17 protein-coding genes are annotated in these 16558 nt (G+C 36.9%); 2 read left to right on the top strand and 15 right to left on the bottom strand.

Annotated features, from left to right (window positions below):
* Positions 1 to 814 precede the first annotated feature (814 nt).
* From ASU00_RS12775 to ASU00_RS12750, 6 genes are all read right to left on the bottom strand, one after another.
* Positions 815 to 2317 (bottom strand): hypothetical protein, encoded by a 1503-nt coding sequence (locus ASU00_RS12775; RefSeq protein WP_057913846.1) that lies wholly within the window; start codon positions 2315 to 2317, stop codon positions 815 to 817.
* Positions 2318 to 3169 carry a hypothetical protein gene (locus ASU00_RS12770; RefSeq protein ID WP_057913845.1) on the bottom strand — a complete coding sequence of 284 codons (852 nt, stop codon included), beginning with the start codon at positions 3167 to 3169 and terminating at the stop codon, positions 2318 to 2320.
* Positions 3170 to 3872: 703 nt separating this feature from the next.
* Positions 3873 to 4292: an SMI1/KNR4 family protein gene (locus ASU00_RS12765; protein ID WP_057913844.1), complete on the bottom strand. Its 420-nt coding sequence runs from the start codon at positions 4290 to 4292 to the stop codon at positions 3873 to 3875.
* A 227-nt stretch (positions 4293 to 4519) separates the two neighbouring features.
* Positions 4520 to 4975 carry an SMI1/KNR4 family protein gene (locus ASU00_RS12760; RefSeq protein ID WP_057913843.1) on the bottom strand — a complete coding sequence of 152 codons (456 nt, stop codon included), beginning with the start codon at positions 4973 to 4975 and terminating at the stop codon, positions 4520 to 4522.
* A 131-nt stretch (positions 4976 to 5106) separates the two neighbouring features.
* On the bottom strand, positions 5107 to 5721 hold the full coding sequence (locus ASU00_RS12755) for an SMI1/KNR4 family protein (RefSeq protein WP_057913842.1): 615 nt from the start codon (positions 5719 to 5721) through the stop codon (positions 5107 to 5109).
* A 1-nt stretch (position 5722) separates the two neighbouring features.
* On the bottom strand, positions 5723 to 7462 hold the full coding sequence (locus tag ASU00_RS12750; protein ID WP_057913841.1) for a T7SS effector LXG polymorphic toxin: 1740 nt from the start codon (positions 7460 to 7462) through the stop codon (positions 5723 to 5725).
* Positions 7463 to 7745: 283 nt separating this feature from the next.
* Between ASU00_RS12750 and ASU00_RS12745 the strand changes: the two genes are divergently transcribed.
* Positions 7746 to 8951: an MFS transporter gene (locus ASU00_RS12745; protein WP_057913840.1), complete on the top strand. Its 1206-nt coding sequence runs from the start codon at positions 7746 to 7748 to the stop codon at positions 8949 to 8951.
* 78 nt (positions 8952 to 9029) lie between these two features.
* On the opposite strand, the gene ASU00_RS12740 is transcribed toward ASU00_RS12745, so the two are convergent.
* The 9 genes from ASU00_RS12740 to ASU00_RS12705 all read right to left on the bottom strand — a co-directional run bounded on the left by ASU00_RS12740 (position 9030) and on the right by ASU00_RS12705 (position 15078).
* Complete coding sequence (locus tag ASU00_RS12740; RefSeq protein ID WP_057913839.1) at positions 9030 to 9356, bottom strand: hypothetical protein; 327 nt, start codon at positions 9354 to 9356, stop codon at positions 9030 to 9032.
* A 219-nt stretch (positions 9357 to 9575) separates the two neighbouring features.
* On the bottom strand, positions 9576 to 10403 hold the full coding sequence (locus ASU00_RS12735; RefSeq protein ID WP_057913838.1) for a MetQ/NlpA family ABC transporter substrate-binding protein: 828 nt from the start codon (positions 10401 to 10403) through the stop codon (positions 9576 to 9578).
* Positions 10404 to 10421: 18 nt separating this feature from the next.
* Positions 10422 to 11084, bottom strand: a complete 663-nt coding sequence (locus ASU00_RS12730; protein ID WP_057913837.1) for a methionine ABC transporter permease — start codon at positions 11082 to 11084, stop codon at positions 10422 to 10424.
* Complete coding sequence (locus tag ASU00_RS12725; protein WP_057913836.1) at positions 11077 to 11826, bottom strand: methionine ABC transporter ATP-binding protein; 750 nt, start codon at positions 11824 to 11826, stop codon at positions 11077 to 11079. The genes ASU00_RS12730 and ASU00_RS12725 overlap by 8 nt, the downstream gene beginning before the upstream one ends.
* A gap of 360 nt (positions 11827 to 12186) precedes the next feature.
* Positions 12187 to 12333 (bottom strand): hypothetical protein, encoded by a 147-nt coding sequence (locus ASU00_RS25450; protein ID WP_161809734.1) that lies wholly within the window; start codon positions 12331 to 12333, stop codon positions 12187 to 12189.
* A 246-nt stretch (positions 12334 to 12579) separates the two neighbouring features.
* A complete protein-coding gene (locus tag ASU00_RS12720; protein ID WP_057913835.1) occupies positions 12580 to 13116 on the bottom strand; it encodes a hypothetical protein in 537 nt (178 codons plus the stop codon).
* Positions 13117 to 13121: 5 nt separating this feature from the next.
* A complete protein-coding gene (locus tag ASU00_RS12715) occupies positions 13122 to 13805 on the bottom strand; it encodes a cell surface protein (protein ID WP_201786295.1) in 684 nt (227 codons plus the stop codon).
* A gap of 23 nt (positions 13806 to 13828) precedes the next feature.
* Positions 13829 to 14326, bottom strand: coding sequence for a matrixin family metalloprotease (locus ASU00_RS12710; protein ID WP_236712717.1), 498 nt, complete (start codon positions 14324 to 14326; stop codon positions 13829 to 13831).
* Positions 14327 to 14622: 296 nt separating this feature from the next.
* A complete protein-coding gene (locus ASU00_RS12705; RefSeq protein ID WP_057913833.1) occupies positions 14623 to 15078 on the bottom strand; it encodes an SRPBCC family protein in 456 nt (151 codons plus the stop codon).
* Between the two features lie 210 nt (positions 15079 to 15288).
* Between ASU00_RS12705 and ASU00_RS12700 the strand changes: the two genes are divergently transcribed.
* Complete coding sequence (locus tag ASU00_RS12700; RefSeq protein WP_057913832.1) at positions 15289 to 16557, top strand: ATP-binding protein; 1269 nt, start codon at positions 15289 to 15291, stop codon at positions 16555 to 16557.
* Position 16558 lies beyond the last annotated feature (1 nt).

Below are 16558 nucleotides of genomic sequence, written 5' to 3'. Positions count from 1 at the left end.
ATGAAAGCGTGTTTGGTAATTGCTGATGATACGATGCGAGTGAGGCGATATTTCAGATTGTTATAGTTAAACATTCCTCCAACTGACAATGTTTGCTTTTACAAATACCATGATTTTAATTTCATTTTTTTAAATAGATTATTTCTTTTGACTCAAATCCTGGTTTAAGTAACATATCTGATTGGACGGGCTAGTTATAAAAAAAGAGCATGTTTCAATTGAAATCATGCTCTTTTCCGATCAATCGTGCTCATTTTAGTATAGGAGATAGTCCAAAATCATTAAATCCCGCCTGTGCCCGCTGCACCATCTGATGCTAGGAATACAACTGTTCACCAATCTCTGATGGTTCAAGTAAACGTTTGAACCATTGACTAGGATGAGGTGTTTTAAAGTTACTTCTACTGTTGTGCTATCTTATTCTGCTAGTACTATACGTACGGTCCAGGCAGTGCTAGTTTGGTCAACAATAAAATGATGTCATTTACAAGGTCCCACTTTTCTACATGGAAATCTTCGAGAAATGAATTGAAGTCCTAAAATATTGGTTAATACGTCAAAGTAAGTTCTACAATAACTTGATCGACAGCAGCTTTTACGTTTGTTTTCGTCTGCTACTTTTACTTTGTACCCTTCTGCATTACCTAATTTTTTTTGCTGTATTTATAGCTGCTTCTCCATTTCAATGAAAGATTCTGCAATACGTAACCAATCCTTGTGCTGCCCCGGTAATGATTTCTAAAAAAATAAATCATTATATTTTTACATTGTTATCTTTAACCTTAACTTCCTCTTACATCATAAGGTTCCGTTATTAAAAACCATCCTGCCCTAAGAAAAACGAATCTAAGTCATCATCACTTCTTAAAATTTTAGAATCATCAACACCTAATTCTAGTGCCAAATCTATGGAAGCAGCTGCTAATACAGATGAATTTGTATGAACATCGAACGCGGCTTCAATAAGAGAATTATAACGAGCATAAGTTGCGTTGATTTTAGAAATAATGTCCTGATAAACCTTATCTACTTTTGCTAATATAGAATTTGTGTAGGCATCTAACATTTTCTTTAATTCTTGTTCTCTCGCACCTAATTTATCTTTTGCAAACCCCCAAACGAGATTTGCAGTAACTGTACCAATAATAGAACCTAATACTGGAATAGGTATTAACATTTGCCCTATTGCTCCTCCTGTTGCTGCAATACCTGCTTCAATACAAAGAATCTGACCTTGTGTGACAAATTCATCCATAGAGATTTGATTTTTATTTAAATCCCCCAGTAAAGATGATAACCCCATAGCTGCACTTGTAACAGCTCCTGCAAATGGTGCTGAGAGAGAAGTTAAATTAGTTAAAGCATATATACTCCCTGCAGTAACACCACCTTTGGTACCTACCTTGGCAGAACTTATACCAATTTCATTCCAATCATCTTTATCAAAATCCTGAATTTCCTTCCCATTTTTTACTTTACTATAAATTATTGTAATCGTATTTAATAAAGCCTTAATTGCTGCTGCTGAACCAGCAACTTTTACCCCTACACCAATTGAAGGTCCTTTTTTAGCTTCAATTAATTTCGTTTTTTCCCTTGCATCTTTTTGAATTTGATCTTGAATTCTTTGATTTTCATCAACAATTTGATCTTGATGTTTTGAAACCGTACCTCCAACTGCACCTAATTGGGCTTCACTATAATTTGAAACAGATGGTGTTATTATTTCTTGAAAACTTCGGCCTGTTTGACGCTCTATTTCCTCTACTTTTTGGAGAATGGCACGAATCGATTTATCATTTAAATCACTAGGAGCTTGACCTAATCTAATAGCTTTAATAATATTAAATTGATCCATTGGTATAGAGTAGTTCATAGAACTATCTTGATACTTACAAAAATGTTCAAGTACATGTTTAAGCGTGTTATTAGTACCATTGATAAATTTTGATTGATACTTAATGCCATCAAATATGAAGTCTTCTGGTGCGGTACGAGCCACACCATCTAATGTAGCAACTTCACTTTGCCCCTTTATGGCTGCCCAAGCATTCCGTACATTGACTTCCAGATGTTCCGCTACTTCTCCATGTTTCGTTTGCTCTGAACCTAGTATTTTTTTTGGTTCAGAGAGAAACTGACGCATTTTCATCATATAGTTTAATGCAGTTTCAAAATTTAAATTTTGATTTTGTTGACTCTGCAATTTTTCATTAACGATTTGATCTATTTGTTTCGCAATGGATTGACTTTTCCATTGATTAAAGCCATCTACTCCAGCTGCAGTAATTTGGTCTTTCCACACAATTGTTGACATCTACTTGCCAACTTCCTTCATAAATAATACTGATAAGCTCTCTGTGTTATTAATTATAGCTCTTAACAAATTACGTTCACCCTGTGAATAAGCAGTAAAAGATTTGACATGTTTAGTATTACTAATAAATGAAATTAAACTTTGCTCTAATTTCGTAGCCATTGATTGTGTCGAAGATTTTAAATTGATAATTTCAGTAGATGTAGCATCAAGAACTCTTGTTGATTTCACAATCTCAACACGCTCTTCATCTGCTTTAATAGCAGCTTCTTTATTCTTTTTACTTGCAAAGAATCCTCCCGCTGCTAAACTTGCTGCACCAATCCCCCAACCAATAGGACCTGCTAATGCTAGTAAGGTACTTCCTCCTGCAATACCACCGCCGCCTGCTGCAAGAGCGCCTCCTCCCAACCAAGCTAAAGCTGCATTAGTTGCTGCTGCTCCTGATAAAGTAGAAATAGCCGCACCTGTTGACGCAGTGCCCAAAGTTGTAGCAATCGCCATAGCTACTGTTGGAGCGAGTGCAGCTGTAGCTACGCCTGCTGCAACACCTGCTGCTGCACCTCCACCAGCTAGCTTAATCATTTCTTTCTCATCATATGAAATTTCGCTAAGTACTTTAAAGCTTGCTAGATTAACACGGACTATTTCAAAGCTTTTTTTTAATTCTTTTGGCGTATTTGCCAACGAATTTATATATTCTTCTACTTTTCCAATTACATCTACACCATAAGTACGTGTATTATGCAATTTAACTGCATTATTTTGTAATGTTTTTGAAGATTTCTCATAATGATCCATAGCCCTTTTCAATTTCTCTACAGCTTCTTTTTTTAATGAGTTATTCAGCATAGACAATCTCTCCTTCTTCTACTTACCTGTAATTATATAATAGGGTATTTAAAATGAAGTAGAACTTCCCTATATAGTAAATCGACCCTTATTATTTAAAAATCTTTAGAGTAAAATCTCCCAGAGATACATTCACAAAATATGAAATATTTTTATACTAAATTTATAAAAGTAAATACAAATCTGCTCCATCTACTAGAGTTTTCCTTTATCACTCATATAATTATTCAGGACTATATCCCTGTAAATATTTTACTATTAAACACCGAAGAAATATGTCAGTTATTGTCGATATATTCATTTTTTATATTATTAATAAAATTGTCGCTATAGAGAATTCTGAAGAATTACTCAAATAATTAATACACACTATTATTAGACCTAGCTTGTTGGTATTTTCCATACCCTAATACATAATTAAAACAAAATTCCGTTATGGGCTATGAATACAAATATAAACGTTTTTTAACATTTCATGCTAAAAAGATAAAAGCACCTGTTGCCTAAGAGACAACCAAGTGCTTTTTTATCTGTTCTATATAAAATATGTCACAAACACTCGCTTGTTTAATTTCGTTAGTTTTTGATTTGTTCCCTCTAACCATACTTCGTAAGTTTTAAATGTCCATTTGCCTAGTTATCTCAATTCTTATTTAAAATACTAAGTTTAGTTTACAACTCCATGATGATACAACCATCAATCTCAGTTATCAATTGCCTCCTGAAAGCTGTCTTGTAAATATTCATAAAACGTTGTATATCTATCTAATTCCTTTTTGCTGCTTATATCACCCCATCGCACAACATTATATTCATTTAAAGTGCTTAAGCAGTAAACAAACTCATCAACATTCTCTATAACAATATATTTTTTTGGTAAACCTAACTTTCTATAACGCTTTGTACTTTCAACTACAGATGCGTAATCTGCGCCTTCAACACCCAGTACGTCAACTCCACAAATCCCTCCGGAACCAAACTTTTTAACAAATTCTTTATACTCTGGTGGGAAATTCACTTCCAGTAATTTCTCTGCTCTCGCTATGTAATCATCCGAAACTTCTCCAATAAAGTCCCCTTTTTCCATATATTGATTTATTAATTCTAATAGTTCATTATTCATAATTAATCACCTCAATCTAGATTATTAGAACGCCATCTCCAGTACTTCTTTCTGAAGTTGTTGAATTGTTTTAATAAGCTGTTGTGTTCCATCCTATCAGCCTTAAAAAGATATAAATGAACAAAAAAATGGATAGTCCCTTTGATTTCAGGCTCTATCCACTTCTTCTTATATAAAAATATTTCTTACTTTATAAGAACAAGATAAATAACTATTACCTTCAGCTTTTACCAATCTTCTTCATCTTCATCCCAATTATCTTTAGCTTCCTCAAGGCGTTCAATAAAATAGTCTAAAAAACTATCAGCTAGTTTAACACCATAACCCTCCTGATTATCCAACGTAATAACTGGACATTCTCCATTTTTCATTTTATAAGTATCGAGACAATAAGCAAATTCATCAATATCTTCTATGACCACAAGTCCATCTATTAAATCATAATACTTTTTATGACCTTTGGTAGCATCTACTACTGCTGGACCCGTAAAACCATATCCAATTATGTCCACACCAAAAAATCCACCATAACCATAGTTTCTTAAAAACCACTTGTAACTTTCCGGTAATGAGACCTGTAATTTTTGTTCAGTTTCTTTTACTTTGTCTTCACTTACTCCACCTGTAAAATCATCATCTTCGCCATACTGCTTAATAAATTCCTGTAAAGCTAAATATTTCACTAAAATCACCTACTAATATTGAATTTAAAATGTCCTTTCCAATATATTGTTTGAAAATGTTATCCATTTAAAATGGTAATCATAATAATACGGTTAACCAATTAAGGCTAACCGCAATTGCTTAAAACAATTTAATCATCTAATAAATCATCATCTAGCCACAACTCTACATCATCAACATCTATATTCTCAGTTTCATTAATTAATTGTAATCCACTTAAAAAACCTAAGAATGTTTCCGAAACTAGATGTATATTTTCCCAATATGAGTTAACATCATCTGAAGCAACTTCTATTCCTACCATTATTTTAGCTTCACGTTCATTTTCATGGTCCCAGAAGTAAACTTTACCCATGAAGCTTTCCTTTACTCCTATGCAAATTAAATTTCCACCCGGGCTTTCCCCAATTGGAATCATACAATCTGGCATCCGATTTAAATAACTTTCGATTTGGTCGAATAAATTATTTTCACTAGATAATCCATAAAAACCTTCAAATACTTGAGTACCCTCCTTAGTTGTCCAAGGTGATGTCTCAATCGGTTTATATGTTACCTCATTTTCAAAAAAAGTTTCATCATAGTTAAGAAGAAACTCCCTATAATCTTTTGTAATGTTAATATCATACATCGTCTCTATTTTCTTAATCAGATTTTCTCTCAAACTTAAAGTAAAGACTGCTTGTTTTTTAATATTTAAGGTGTTTAATTTATTTTCTATTTGATCTTTATAATTGTTACTCAAATCAAAACCCTCCTCTTAAATCTGATGCAGAACCAATGTGTGGTATATTTTTATGTAACTTTGTAGGTATTAACTGAATTGTAATGTCATCTGCGTGGTGGGGTGTTAGACCTTTCTCCCTCAACCAGTTTTTCGCCTGGTTTTGACTACTAAACCCTTTGGCTTTCATTAATTTTTCATAGACTAACTTGAAGTCCCCATCAGATCCATTAAGTTGGCCTTCCTTAAATTTCAATTGACCCTTTGACCAAGGAGAGAAAATTGGTCTTTTATTCTTAAACTCTACCGGCACACCACCAGTAACTGTTAATACTTCTGGATTTTCTGAATACCATTTTCCATTTCCAGGATTACCTTCCCATCTTCCGTTTGTTCTTGGCAACCTTGTTCTAGGATTAATAGTACTGCCTACCACTTTCGCCATAGAAATTAACTGATCCTTCAACCCAACACCATCAACCACATTATAAGGCACCCCACCTGCCATCGACAGTTGGTTTTTCGGGTTGTATGGCAATAGGTTAGGGATGGAGGCTAGTTCTTTTGCCTTGGTTGCGCCTTTTACTGCAGCGGCTTTTGTTGTGGCTACTCCTGTTTTCGTTATGGCTCCTGCGCCTTTTGTTCCGACGACTGTCGTTACGACGGTTCCGAGGGCATAGGTGACCCAGTGGGAGCGGGAGTAGGCATCGCCATTTATCATGTCTCGTTCGTATGAATCTGATATGGCTTTTGAGATATATTTATAGGTTTGAATCGGGTGCATGATCGAGTTTGCTACGCCTTCGACCGCTTGCCCTGGGTCTGTGACGAGGTCATATATTCCTGTGACGAAGTCTTTTCCGACATCAAAGAGGCCTACGCCGATTCCTTTGGCAATGTCTGCGGTTTGCTTGGCGTTTTCTAGCTGCATGACAAGTTGCTGCTGGGTGGGTGCTAGGTTTTCGTATCCGATTTGCTTGGCAATTTTGAGGTATTCGTCTGGATCTGTGACATGTTCGAGTTGGGCCTTCAGGTCTTTGATCCGGCGATTCTCCGCTTCTGCTTGCTTCACTTGCAGATATTCCGCGGTTTCTTTTTTCCTTACTTCCAGGTTTTTATAGGCTTCGCTATTTTTGTAGGCTGTTGCGTTAAAGTAGAGCGGAGATACTTCTCCTCCTCTTGTGCTGGATAGTTTCAGTTGTTCCATAAGTGCGCTTAATGCAACTTGGTCTTGTTCGGATTTTGCGTATTCAGATGTCCACTTGTGGTCGATTTCGTTTACTTTGTGTATCGTTTCGGTCCGTTTCGTTTCGGCTTTTTCGATGTTGTCAAAGAACGCGTCATCGGAAAAGGGCTGTAACTGAATGATGTCATCAATTTCGGCGAAGATTTTTTTTAGGTCGTTTTTTTGGGCTGTGACCATTTCCTTGGCATTGCGATTGGCGTTAGCCAGTTCTTCTTCTAAAAAAGGGACCGTGACTACGGTTTCATGAAGGTTCGCTTCGGTTGCGTCGCCTTGAATGCCACTAAAGAAGGCAATATGGCGTTGGATCAGTCGCAGCCAGGCATCGACGACATCGATCTGCGCTTTGTAAAATCCTTTGATGGCCTCAGCGCCTTGCCCTTGCAGCTCATCATCCAAAGTAACGATGCTCTGAAATCCTTTTTTCAATTCGCTGAGCTGTTCTTGTAGCGTTTTATATTGTTCGACACGTGTTTGCATGGCAGATAAAAGTGTTTGAGATTCGTAGATCAGTGACATAGTGGAAAGTCCTTTCAACTGCTTTTCTACTAACTAGATTCATTTGTATGTATAGGTTTTTCTATTGTTAAATTGTGGATTACATATAGTTTAGAAGAGTTTCTTCATTTATTCAACAATGGAAGGGGAATTCACACCATATTTAGTGAGGTTTTTAACATAACACCTTTTACCAACGAAAACTAAGCAAGGGTTTTCCTCGTAAAAATGTTTTTATGGTATGATAGGTAAATTGTTTATTTACTTTGTACACATATACATGCAGCTAAGAAAAGAGGTAATTATGCACAGCACAGAATTAACCAAGCGCCATTGGTTACTCATCTTAACACTTACTTTATTAACATTCGTTCTCGGGACAAGTGAATTTATTATCGTCGGGATCTTAACCGATATTTCCTCGAGCCTTCATATAACGAATGCTAAAGCAGGCACACTCGTTTCTGCGTTTGCGCTTACGTTTGCCGTTGCCACACCGCTCGTGATGTCGGCAACGAGTCATTTTCCAAAGCGTAAATGGATGTTGTTTTTGATCGGTTCGTTCATCGTCCTGAATGCTTTGTGTGTGTTTTCGACGAGCTACATCATGCTTCTTGCACTGCGGATGCTGACGGCGATTGTAACGGGCGTGTTAATTTCGCTTGCGATGGTTGTTGCAAGTGAAACCATGCCGATTGCTAAACGCGGACTTGCGATATCATTCGTTTTTGGCGGCTTTACGCTGGCAAACGTGATTGGCGTCCCGATAGGCACTGTCATTTCTGAATGGTACGACTGGAATGCAAGCTTCCTGTTAACGACTTTTCTCGGAGCTATTGCGTTTTTGGCAGCTTTCTTCGTATTGCCTACTATGAACAGTACAATTCGCAGTTCGATGCGTGATCAATTTTCTTTGTTAACACACCCGCGAATTCTAATGGCTTTTTTCATTCCATCTCTTGGATTTGGGGCGACGTATGCCGTTTATACGTATCTTGTTCCGATTCTGAAAGGAATGGAAGCACCAAGCAGTTCCATTAGTATAATATTGTTTGGCTACGGATTCATATCCATTTTCAGCAACATACTAGCTGGTAAAATTGCCAGCTACAATGCGATCGGACGCCTCCGGTTCGTGTTCCTCATGCAGGCGATCGTTCTGATCGGCTTATATTGGACGACGAATCATTTTATCATTGGTTTGATTAACATTGGCTTGATGTCGTTAATGGCCATCCTTTTAACAACATCCACCCAGCTTTATTTGATAGATCTTGCTGGTATTTATCAGCCAAAAGCAACAGGGCTGGCTGCTTCACTGATGCCAGTCGCAAGCAATGTCGGTATCGCCTTTGGTTCGGCACTCGGCGGAGTTGTTTACCATCAGGGAAACTTGCTGAATGTGACATGGGTCGGTGGGCTGGTTGCCATTTGTGCAAGTCTGCTAACTTTCCTTAGTTATCGCTTGGATCAAAAACAACAACAGAAAGCAGCATTGAAGAAAGCTTAGGAACGTAATGAAAAACATGAAAAGAAGTATCTAGAACATTGAGTTCTTTGATACTTCTTTTTATTTGCTAGGAAATAATCACTCGCCTTTTTTACCGAGTACCACTGCCAAGGTAAGAAAAATATAAGGATACGTTAATATAGTAAGCTCTAAAAAACCCATACTTCCAAAAACCAATATATCTGGAGCATGTCCGTCTAAATAATATCCTTTTCCGGTCATATACAAGCCAACAAGAAGATACGTTAGGATAGATATTCCCATTAAACCATAGCCTATGATAGTAAATGTAACGTTTGTAAAACTATATATTAAAATACCTATATATAATATTCCAAGCAGCAGCAATAAAATCGGTATGTAAAATGGCTCATATAAATAGTCACTCATACTTTCAATTAGCATCTTCTTCCTCCTCCTGAACCTGATAATGGCATAATAACAGAAAACGAAGCTTGACTAATTCCAAAAATGAAATAAGGTTCTTCACATGTGGAATTTTTATCTTGCCAACATTTGTTTTTGTTTTTTGTAACCAGCTTTCATCCGAATTCTCCAGTTACGTCGTACTATTACACAAAAAAGAGCTATTCCGATTGGAATAGCTCTTTCTTCGTATTATCTTTAAAACGCCGGGATGGCCGTTTCACTGTACTTTTCTTCTAAAAATTTGCGTACCTCCGGACTTGTCATCGCCTTGGCCAGCTTTTGAACAGGCTCGGAATCGACGTTATCCTTGCGTGCAACTAATGTAATTGCAAAGTCGTTTTCAACACCCTCTGTGAGAAGAGCATCTTTCTTTGGTGTTAAACCAAGCGGTGCAGCGTAAGCAGGTGTTATGACGATCGCATCTGCTTCATCATACGTTCTCGCCAGCATTAAAAGATCCACTTCTTTAAACTTGTAGTTTTTTGGGTTTTCTTTTATATCAGTCATCGCATAGTATGGACCCTTTTTTTCCTTTAGCGTTATCACTTTATGCTGTGCTAGCAATGATAATGAACGATCGATGTTCGATACATCATTGGCAATCGCAATAACGGCTCCTTCTGGCAATTTATCCATGGAATCATATTCCTTGGAATAGACACCATAATTGGCAAAATAAATCGGTTGCACTGGTTCAAGGTCGGCATTTTTGTTTCGATTGAATTCCTCCATATACGGAACATGCTGGAAGAAGTTCACATCCACTTCTTTTGCCGCTAGTGCCGTGTTAGGCTGGACATTATCACTTAATATGACGATTTCGAGGTTAATTCCATCCTCTGCCAGCTTCGGTTTAACCAGTTCAAGAATTTCCGTCATTGGCGGAATGAGTGAGGCCACTTTCAAGGTTACCTCTTCCTTCTCCTTATTTTGCGCAGTGTCCTTTTCTTTTTCTTCATTCGCCTTGCCGCATCCTACTAAAAGCAACATCATTGCTGCCACGAGAAAGAGTATTTTTTTCATGATGTTTTCCTCCATTATTTATCTTTTGTCGATCATCCTGGCTACAGTTGTACCAATGAATTGGACTAGCTGTACGAGAATGATCATGATGATAATCATATAAATCATTAACTCTGTTTGAAACTGCTGATAGCCGTACCTGATGGCGAAATCGCCGATACCGCCGCCTCCGACCACTCCCATGATCGTTGAATAAGAAATAAAGCTGATGATCGATGTAGTTAGTCCAAGGACAAGCCCGGAACGAGCCTCCACGTATAGAAATTTAAAGATGACATCCCATGCGGAAGCCCCCATGGAAAGAGCTGCCTCGATCACACCCTTCGGCACGTCCAATAAGGATTGCTCGACCAATCGTGAATAATGGGCAATCGCAATGATCGCTAATGGAACGCAAGCAGCTGCTGTGCCAATGGCTGTGCCGATTACGAGTCTTGTAAACGGGATCAAAAAAACGACCAATAATAAAAATGGAAAAGAACGAATAATATTGACCAATAAATTCACAATCGAAAAAGCCAACCGATTATCAAGCAACTGGCCCTTTCGGCATAGAAATAGCGACGTCCCGACCGGTAATCCAATCACAATCGCCGCTAAAATGGACACCCCAACCATCGTAATCGTTGCTCCAATCGACTGCCAGATTTCTGCCTCGTATTGTACTAAAATCTCAGGCATGATCGAGCCCACCATTCTTCGCTAATTGTTCAATAAAGTATTCTGGCCGATTATCCCTTTTTTGAATCCCCGTTGGTTGAATTAAAATCGTGTCATAAATCTCCCCAGCTGCCATGACCGTTACACGATTGCAAATACTTTTAATCACATCCAGCTCATGACTAACGATCACAATCGTCACACCGAAGCGTTTGTTTATATTGGCCAGCACGTCCAATATTTCAGCCGTTGTGTTCGGATCAAGCGAAGATGTCGGTTCATCACATAACAACACTTGCGGATTATTGGCCAATGCCCTCGCAATCGCAACACGCTGCTTTTGTCCCCCGCTTAATTGTGCAGGATATCTCTCCATCTCACCCTCCAAGCCGACGAATTGAAGACACTCCACAACGCGGCTCCGACGTTCTTGCTTAGGGTAATGTGCCAGCTCCAAAGAAGCTGCGACATTGTCGTAAACCGTTTTATTCGCGACAAGATTAAAATGCTGAAAAATCATCCCAATCGACTTTCGTGCCTCTCGAAGCGCTTTATTGCTCAATGCTGTCAATCTTTGGCCGTTTACCTCCACGTCGCCCGCATCTGGTGACTCCAACAAATTCATTAACCGCAGCAGCGTTGACTTCCCCGCTCCGCTCGCTCCAATTATTCCATGAACTTCCCCTTTAGGTATCGTCAAAGTCACAGCCTTAATTGCCTGAAACTGTGAAAACTTCTTACTCACTTGATGCAGGTTAATCATAAAATCCCACTTTCCATTATAAGTCTCTGCGCCCCTCATTATACTATCATCAAGAAACACCATTTTATCAACTAATGCGGACCAATTGCAAAGACACAAATTAACAGCTAAACAATTCCAATCCCAATCAGCTCCGTCTTACCACTTAAAATAAGCCAAAGACAACACTCCTTTGGCTTTTCTTATAATTGAATTAGATAAGAATGATTATTATCATCTTTATTAGATTCATATACGCTATAAATAAAAAAGTGTGTAGAGGCAATCATTATTACAATAAGCTGTATGAGAATAACAAAGTTACGGTTAACCAATAAAAAACACTACCGATTAAAACGGCAGTGTCGCTCCGTAATAAGCTTATTGATTCACTAAACCAGGTAATGTTTGAGCAATATTTGTCAGCTGGTCAATAACATCAAATACTGCTTTTGTCATAAATATTTGAACCACTATTAAAATGGTTAGTAATATTAAAAGAATTATTTTAAAAGTTGTATTATTCATGAAAAATTATACCTCTCTTTAGTAAGTGGCCTTAGGTTGCTAAACTTTTTATAAATAAACAGCTGTCGACTTTATCAACAGCTTGAACTAGTCATGATTGGAAAAGTACCTCTTTGGCATGAAGAGGGTGCTAAAGAAATATCATAAAAATGACATTGGATGTAGGTACCATTGTAGACCGTACAATAACACACCCATAAAAAAATAACTGGGTGTGTTTAACTATTCAATAATCATAAATTTCAATTAACTTATACCCAAATCATTTCCAAGTATTTTTTCTAATAACCCCATCTGACTAACTATTTCAATATCATTTTTAAAATTCCGTAAACTAGCTTTATATTCTTCGAATTCTAAATCTTTGGAGTAGCCAATACATAAGTTTAATATACTGTTTAGTTTTTCAGCAGAACCACTAATAAAATAGCTCGTAAGTATTTTGCTATTTGTGCTTGCAAGGACTACTATTGTTGCTATGTCCAGTGCATATTCTATGTCTTTATCTGAAATCTTTCTATTCTTTTTCTTAGGATAATTAAATTCATAGCTATTAATAGAATGAATTTTTCCTGTGAGTAATTCTAGTATCATTTTATTATAGATTAAATAGACTCCTTTAATTAACTTAATGTCTGGAGCATAAGGATCAGCCAGTATATATTTTATACGTTCATCCTCTTTATTAATCTTTATTCCCTCTAGATCATGCTCTAATATATAAGCTACTTCCTCAATTCTTTTTGGAGGGAATAAATTCGCGAAGTTGCATTTCTTTTTCATATAAATTATTGGTCAGCATCAAATTCTGATTCTGAACGGTTTCTTTCTGTAGGTTTTTCATTTTCAAATGCATTTTCATATTCAGACACTACCTCTATAGCTTCCTCATTCAATGAAGCTGTACCTTTTTCCATTTTTTCGCTAGTCACATCCTGCTTAATACCTTCAACGTATTCATTCGAATTTGGACCTGATACTAATAAAGATTCATCATCTTGTGCATACGCTAAAAACACATATGATTTTCCTTCCTCCGGTAATGCATCATCTTCATACAAAACAACAGAAGAACCATCTTCATTTATCCCTCCAGCCTTTTGAATAGGTATGGAAGTATCTGTAACTAAATCACCCTTTATATTTTGTAGAACAGTAACTTTGTAATTTGTATACGGTGTTGAAACCTCTTTAGTACCGTCTCTAGTTTCTATTGTTACAGGATTTTTATATACAGTGTCAACATCTTCATCAACTCGGCCTATAAAAACGTAATCCGCATCACCTACAGTTTCTTTCGGATCATCCACATCTACAGCAAAAGTACCATCCATTAGAATTACCTTTAGATTTTTTTTATCCTCCGAACTTATATTACTTATATCTTTCTTGGAATTAGAACAAGCTGAAACTAGCAAAGAGAGACTTACGATAAATAAAAGTGAAGCTAACTGAACTTTTTTCTTACCCATTATTTTTATTCCTCCTCTTTCTGTTAGTATTTCTTATAAGCAGCGGCATAAGAAGCTTTATCATTTGCACTTAATGATGTCTTTGTAGAAACATATCCATACATGACATCACTTGATGTATTATGTGCCAAACCTAACGCATGTCCTAATTCATGTGTTGCCACATTTTGTTTTTTTGTAGCAGTTAAAGTGTCCATTACATATTTATTAAACTTTATAGTCCCTCGAGACGAAGTTACTCCTGCAACACTGGATTTTTCACTATAATCAGAAATCGCAACATCTTGTATTACCTTTGCCGTATCTTTTCTAATAACTCCACTTTTATAGCCATTGAATGTTTTTACTCCTGCATTAAATTGAGTTTGATATTTTGTACTTCCATCCCAGTCCATATGTTTCCCAGAGTCTACAAGATTCCAAGATAATGTTTTAACTGTGGCTGCTGAAGCACTCATTGGTATCACAAGCATAAATACTAAAGATGCTGCCGTTACAATTATTCCTATTTTTTTCTTCAAAGAATAGTCCTCCAAATTTCCTCATATTTTATTTTTATTCTCTAATGGCATAATAGCCGAAAATTCAAATTTAGATATTCCTATATTGAAATGTGGCATTTCAATATAGGAACACCTCTCCTTCGTTTCTCTGATCCACTCACAAAAACACCGAAAAAGAGGATCACTCAAACACTCATGTGATACCTTTCTCCCCACAATAAAAAGCCCCTGAAACTAGAAGTGTCAAGGGTTTGAAAGGTTATATATAGTTTGCATTTCCATTCTTATCTACAGTTTTAGGTAAAATTAATTCATTATCTACCCGACTCCGCTTCAGCTACCTTCTTGAAACGTTCCAAAAACTCAACGACGGTTTTATCGGTGGCAAATATTAATAGGAATTTCAGATACCACTTTAACGGGCGGGTGGTGACGGTATATGTAAGGGAAGTCTTGGTGTCATTGATTTTATTTAGTTCGTAAAGAGCGGTAATCTCAAACATTTTCGCAAGGATAAAGCCTACTTTTACCTTTTTCTCATCAGCTTCATTGGTATATTCGAGTGTTTCGATATCATATTCTTCTGTTCGTTTTCCTTCTTTAAATTTTTGGCGGTATATACTTCCGACCACTTCCTCCGTTATTTTGACGGGCTTTTGTTCAATTACTTGGGGCATGATTTTTTGCATGTTTTCAACGGAACCATCAAGATATTTCCAAACCTGTTCGATTGGAGCGTTTATTTCTATTGCTTTTGTCCATTTTTTCATTAAAAATCACCTCTACCTAGATTATATTTCCTTTATCAGGTAAAACCAAATTCACAAGCGATAAAGTTACATTTTTCACCCATCTACACCTTACATGCGCTTTTTTTAATGCACTGTCTTTCTGTAAATAAATTACTTAATTAAAACGCTCCTTTTTAATGGTATTCTTGTATAATAGACCATACTGTTAATTTTTTAGGAGAGAATCCGATGAATTTTATTTATATTAATCAAAACATATTAGATAATCTCTTTTATATCTTAGTAAGTATTTTGATTTACTACATTTTTTTAGATCACGGCAAAAGGTTAAGTCAGTATGGCAAGACCCTGATCACGGCGTGCATGAGCATACCGATCATATTATGTATGAAGTTTCCTATTTATATCGATGAATACTGTGTTCATGATCTCAGGCAAATCCCTTTTATCATCGGGACACTTTATGGTGGTTGGCCTGTAGGGGCTGCTCTGTTAGTCATCCTTTTAGCAGGTAGGTTTGCTTTTTATGGCTTCAATTTCCTTACTGTCATTGTTTATATCGTTATCTTCATTATTACCGCTCTATTTTCATCAAAATTCAAATCTTTTAATCGAAAAAATAAGCTAAGAAGCCCCATCCTATTGATTTTGTTTTTAGGAATACTAACCAGCTTTATTTCACTTGTTATGTCTGATTACTTTCGTATAACGGAGGCGTACGTATTTTACTTCATCATCCTTCCTCCTTTCATTATCGGTTTAGCTGTATATATTATGGAGATTTTAAAAGATGCGATTTTAATTCGCACACAAATGGTACGGCTTGAAAAGATGGAGGTAGTCAGTCAGCTTGCAGCCAGCATTTCACATGAAGTTAGAAATCCGTTAACGGTTGTGAAAGGATTTGTTCAACTGCTAAAGACACCTGATCTTACCCAGGATGTGAAAGAACAATATATAGGGCATGTTGTTCGCGAGCTGAATAGTGCCGAATCGATTATTAGTGAATACTTGGCATTCGCCAAGCCTGCCATCGAAAAAGTCGATCCTATTTCCATCGACCGGGAAATTGGCTATGTGATTGAAATGATCAAACCATTAGCTAACATGAATTCCGTTACGATATGCCAACAGCTGACTCCAGGCATCATCCGGGGTAATATCCAGCATTTCAAGCAATGCTTCCTCAACCTGATTAAAAACGGGATAGAGGCCATGCCAAACGGCGGGGAGCTTCGTATTGCTTCCTATGTAACTCATGACGACCTCATTATTGAAATAAGAGATGATGGAATCGGCATGAACAAAGAACAAATTCATCGTTTTGGCGAGCCTTATTACAGCAGCAAAGAAAAAGGCACAGGGTTAGGATCGATGGTGGCCGTCAAAACCATCCAAACGCTGAATGGCACGCTTCATATTAATAGCGCTTCGGGTAAAGGAACGACGATTACCGTAACACTCCCTGTTTATGATGAAGATTCTTCTGCAAAATAAA

Source organism: Peribacillus muralis (genome assembly GCF_001439925.1).
Taxonomy (GTDB): Bacteria; Bacillota; Bacilli; order Bacillales; family DSM-1321; genus Peribacillus; species Peribacillus muralis.
The sequence above is the reverse complement of the archived record's forward strand: the minus strand, read 5'-3'. Positions and strand labels throughout refer to the sequence as shown.

Coding starts and splice junctions, on each gene's coding strand:
- ASU00_RS12750 (WP_057913841.1), bottom strand. CDS start 7,462: ATGTCACTGATCTACGAATCTCAAACACTTTTATCTGCCATGCAAACA.
- ASU00_RS12765 (WP_057913844.1), bottom strand. CDS start 4,292: ATGAATAATGAACTATTAGAATTAATAAATCAATATATGGAAAAAGGG.
- ASU00_RS25450 (WP_161809734.1), bottom strand. CDS start 12,333: ATGAATAATACAACTTTTAAAATAATTCTTTTAATATTACTAACCATT.
- ASU00_RS12715 (WP_201786295.1), bottom strand. CDS start 13,805: ATGGGTAAGAAAAAAGTTCAGTTAGCTTCACTTTTATTTATCGTAAGT.
- ASU00_RS12775 (WP_057913846.1), bottom strand. CDS start 2,317: ATGTCAACAATTGTGTGGAAAGACCAAATTACTGCAGCTGGAGTAGAT.
- ASU00_RS12740 (WP_057913839.1), bottom strand. CDS start 9,356: ATGCTAATTGAAAGTATGAGTGACTATTTATATGAGCCATTTTACATA.
- ASU00_RS12725 (WP_057913836.1), bottom strand. CDS start 11,826: ATGATTAACCTGCATCAAGTGAGTAAGAAGTTTTCACAGTTTCAGGCA.
- ASU00_RS12735 (WP_057913838.1), bottom strand. CDS start 10,403: ATGAAAAAAATACTCTTTCTCGTGGCAGCAATGATGTTGCTTTTAGTA.
- ASU00_RS12770 (WP_057913845.1), bottom strand. CDS start 3,169: ATGCTGAATAACTCATTAAAAAAAGAAGCTGTAGAGAAATTGAAAAGG.
- ASU00_RS12745 (WP_057913840.1), top strand. CDS start 7,746: ATGCACAGCACAGAATTAACCAAGCGCCATTGGTTACTCATCTTAACA.
- ASU00_RS12730 (WP_057913837.1), bottom strand. CDS start 11,084: ATGCCTGAGATTTTAGTACAATACGAGGCAGAAATCTGGCAGTCGATT.
- ASU00_RS12700 (WP_057913832.1), top strand. CDS start 15,289: ATGAATTTTATTTATATTAATCAAAACATATTAGATAATCTCTTTTAT.
- ASU00_RS12720 (WP_057913835.1), bottom strand. CDS start 13,116: ATGAAAAAGAAATGCAACTTCGCGAATTTATTCCCTCCAAAAAGAATT.
- ASU00_RS12705 (WP_057913833.1), bottom strand. CDS start 15,078: ATGAAAAAATGGACAAAAGCAATAGAAATAAACGCTCCAATCGAACAG.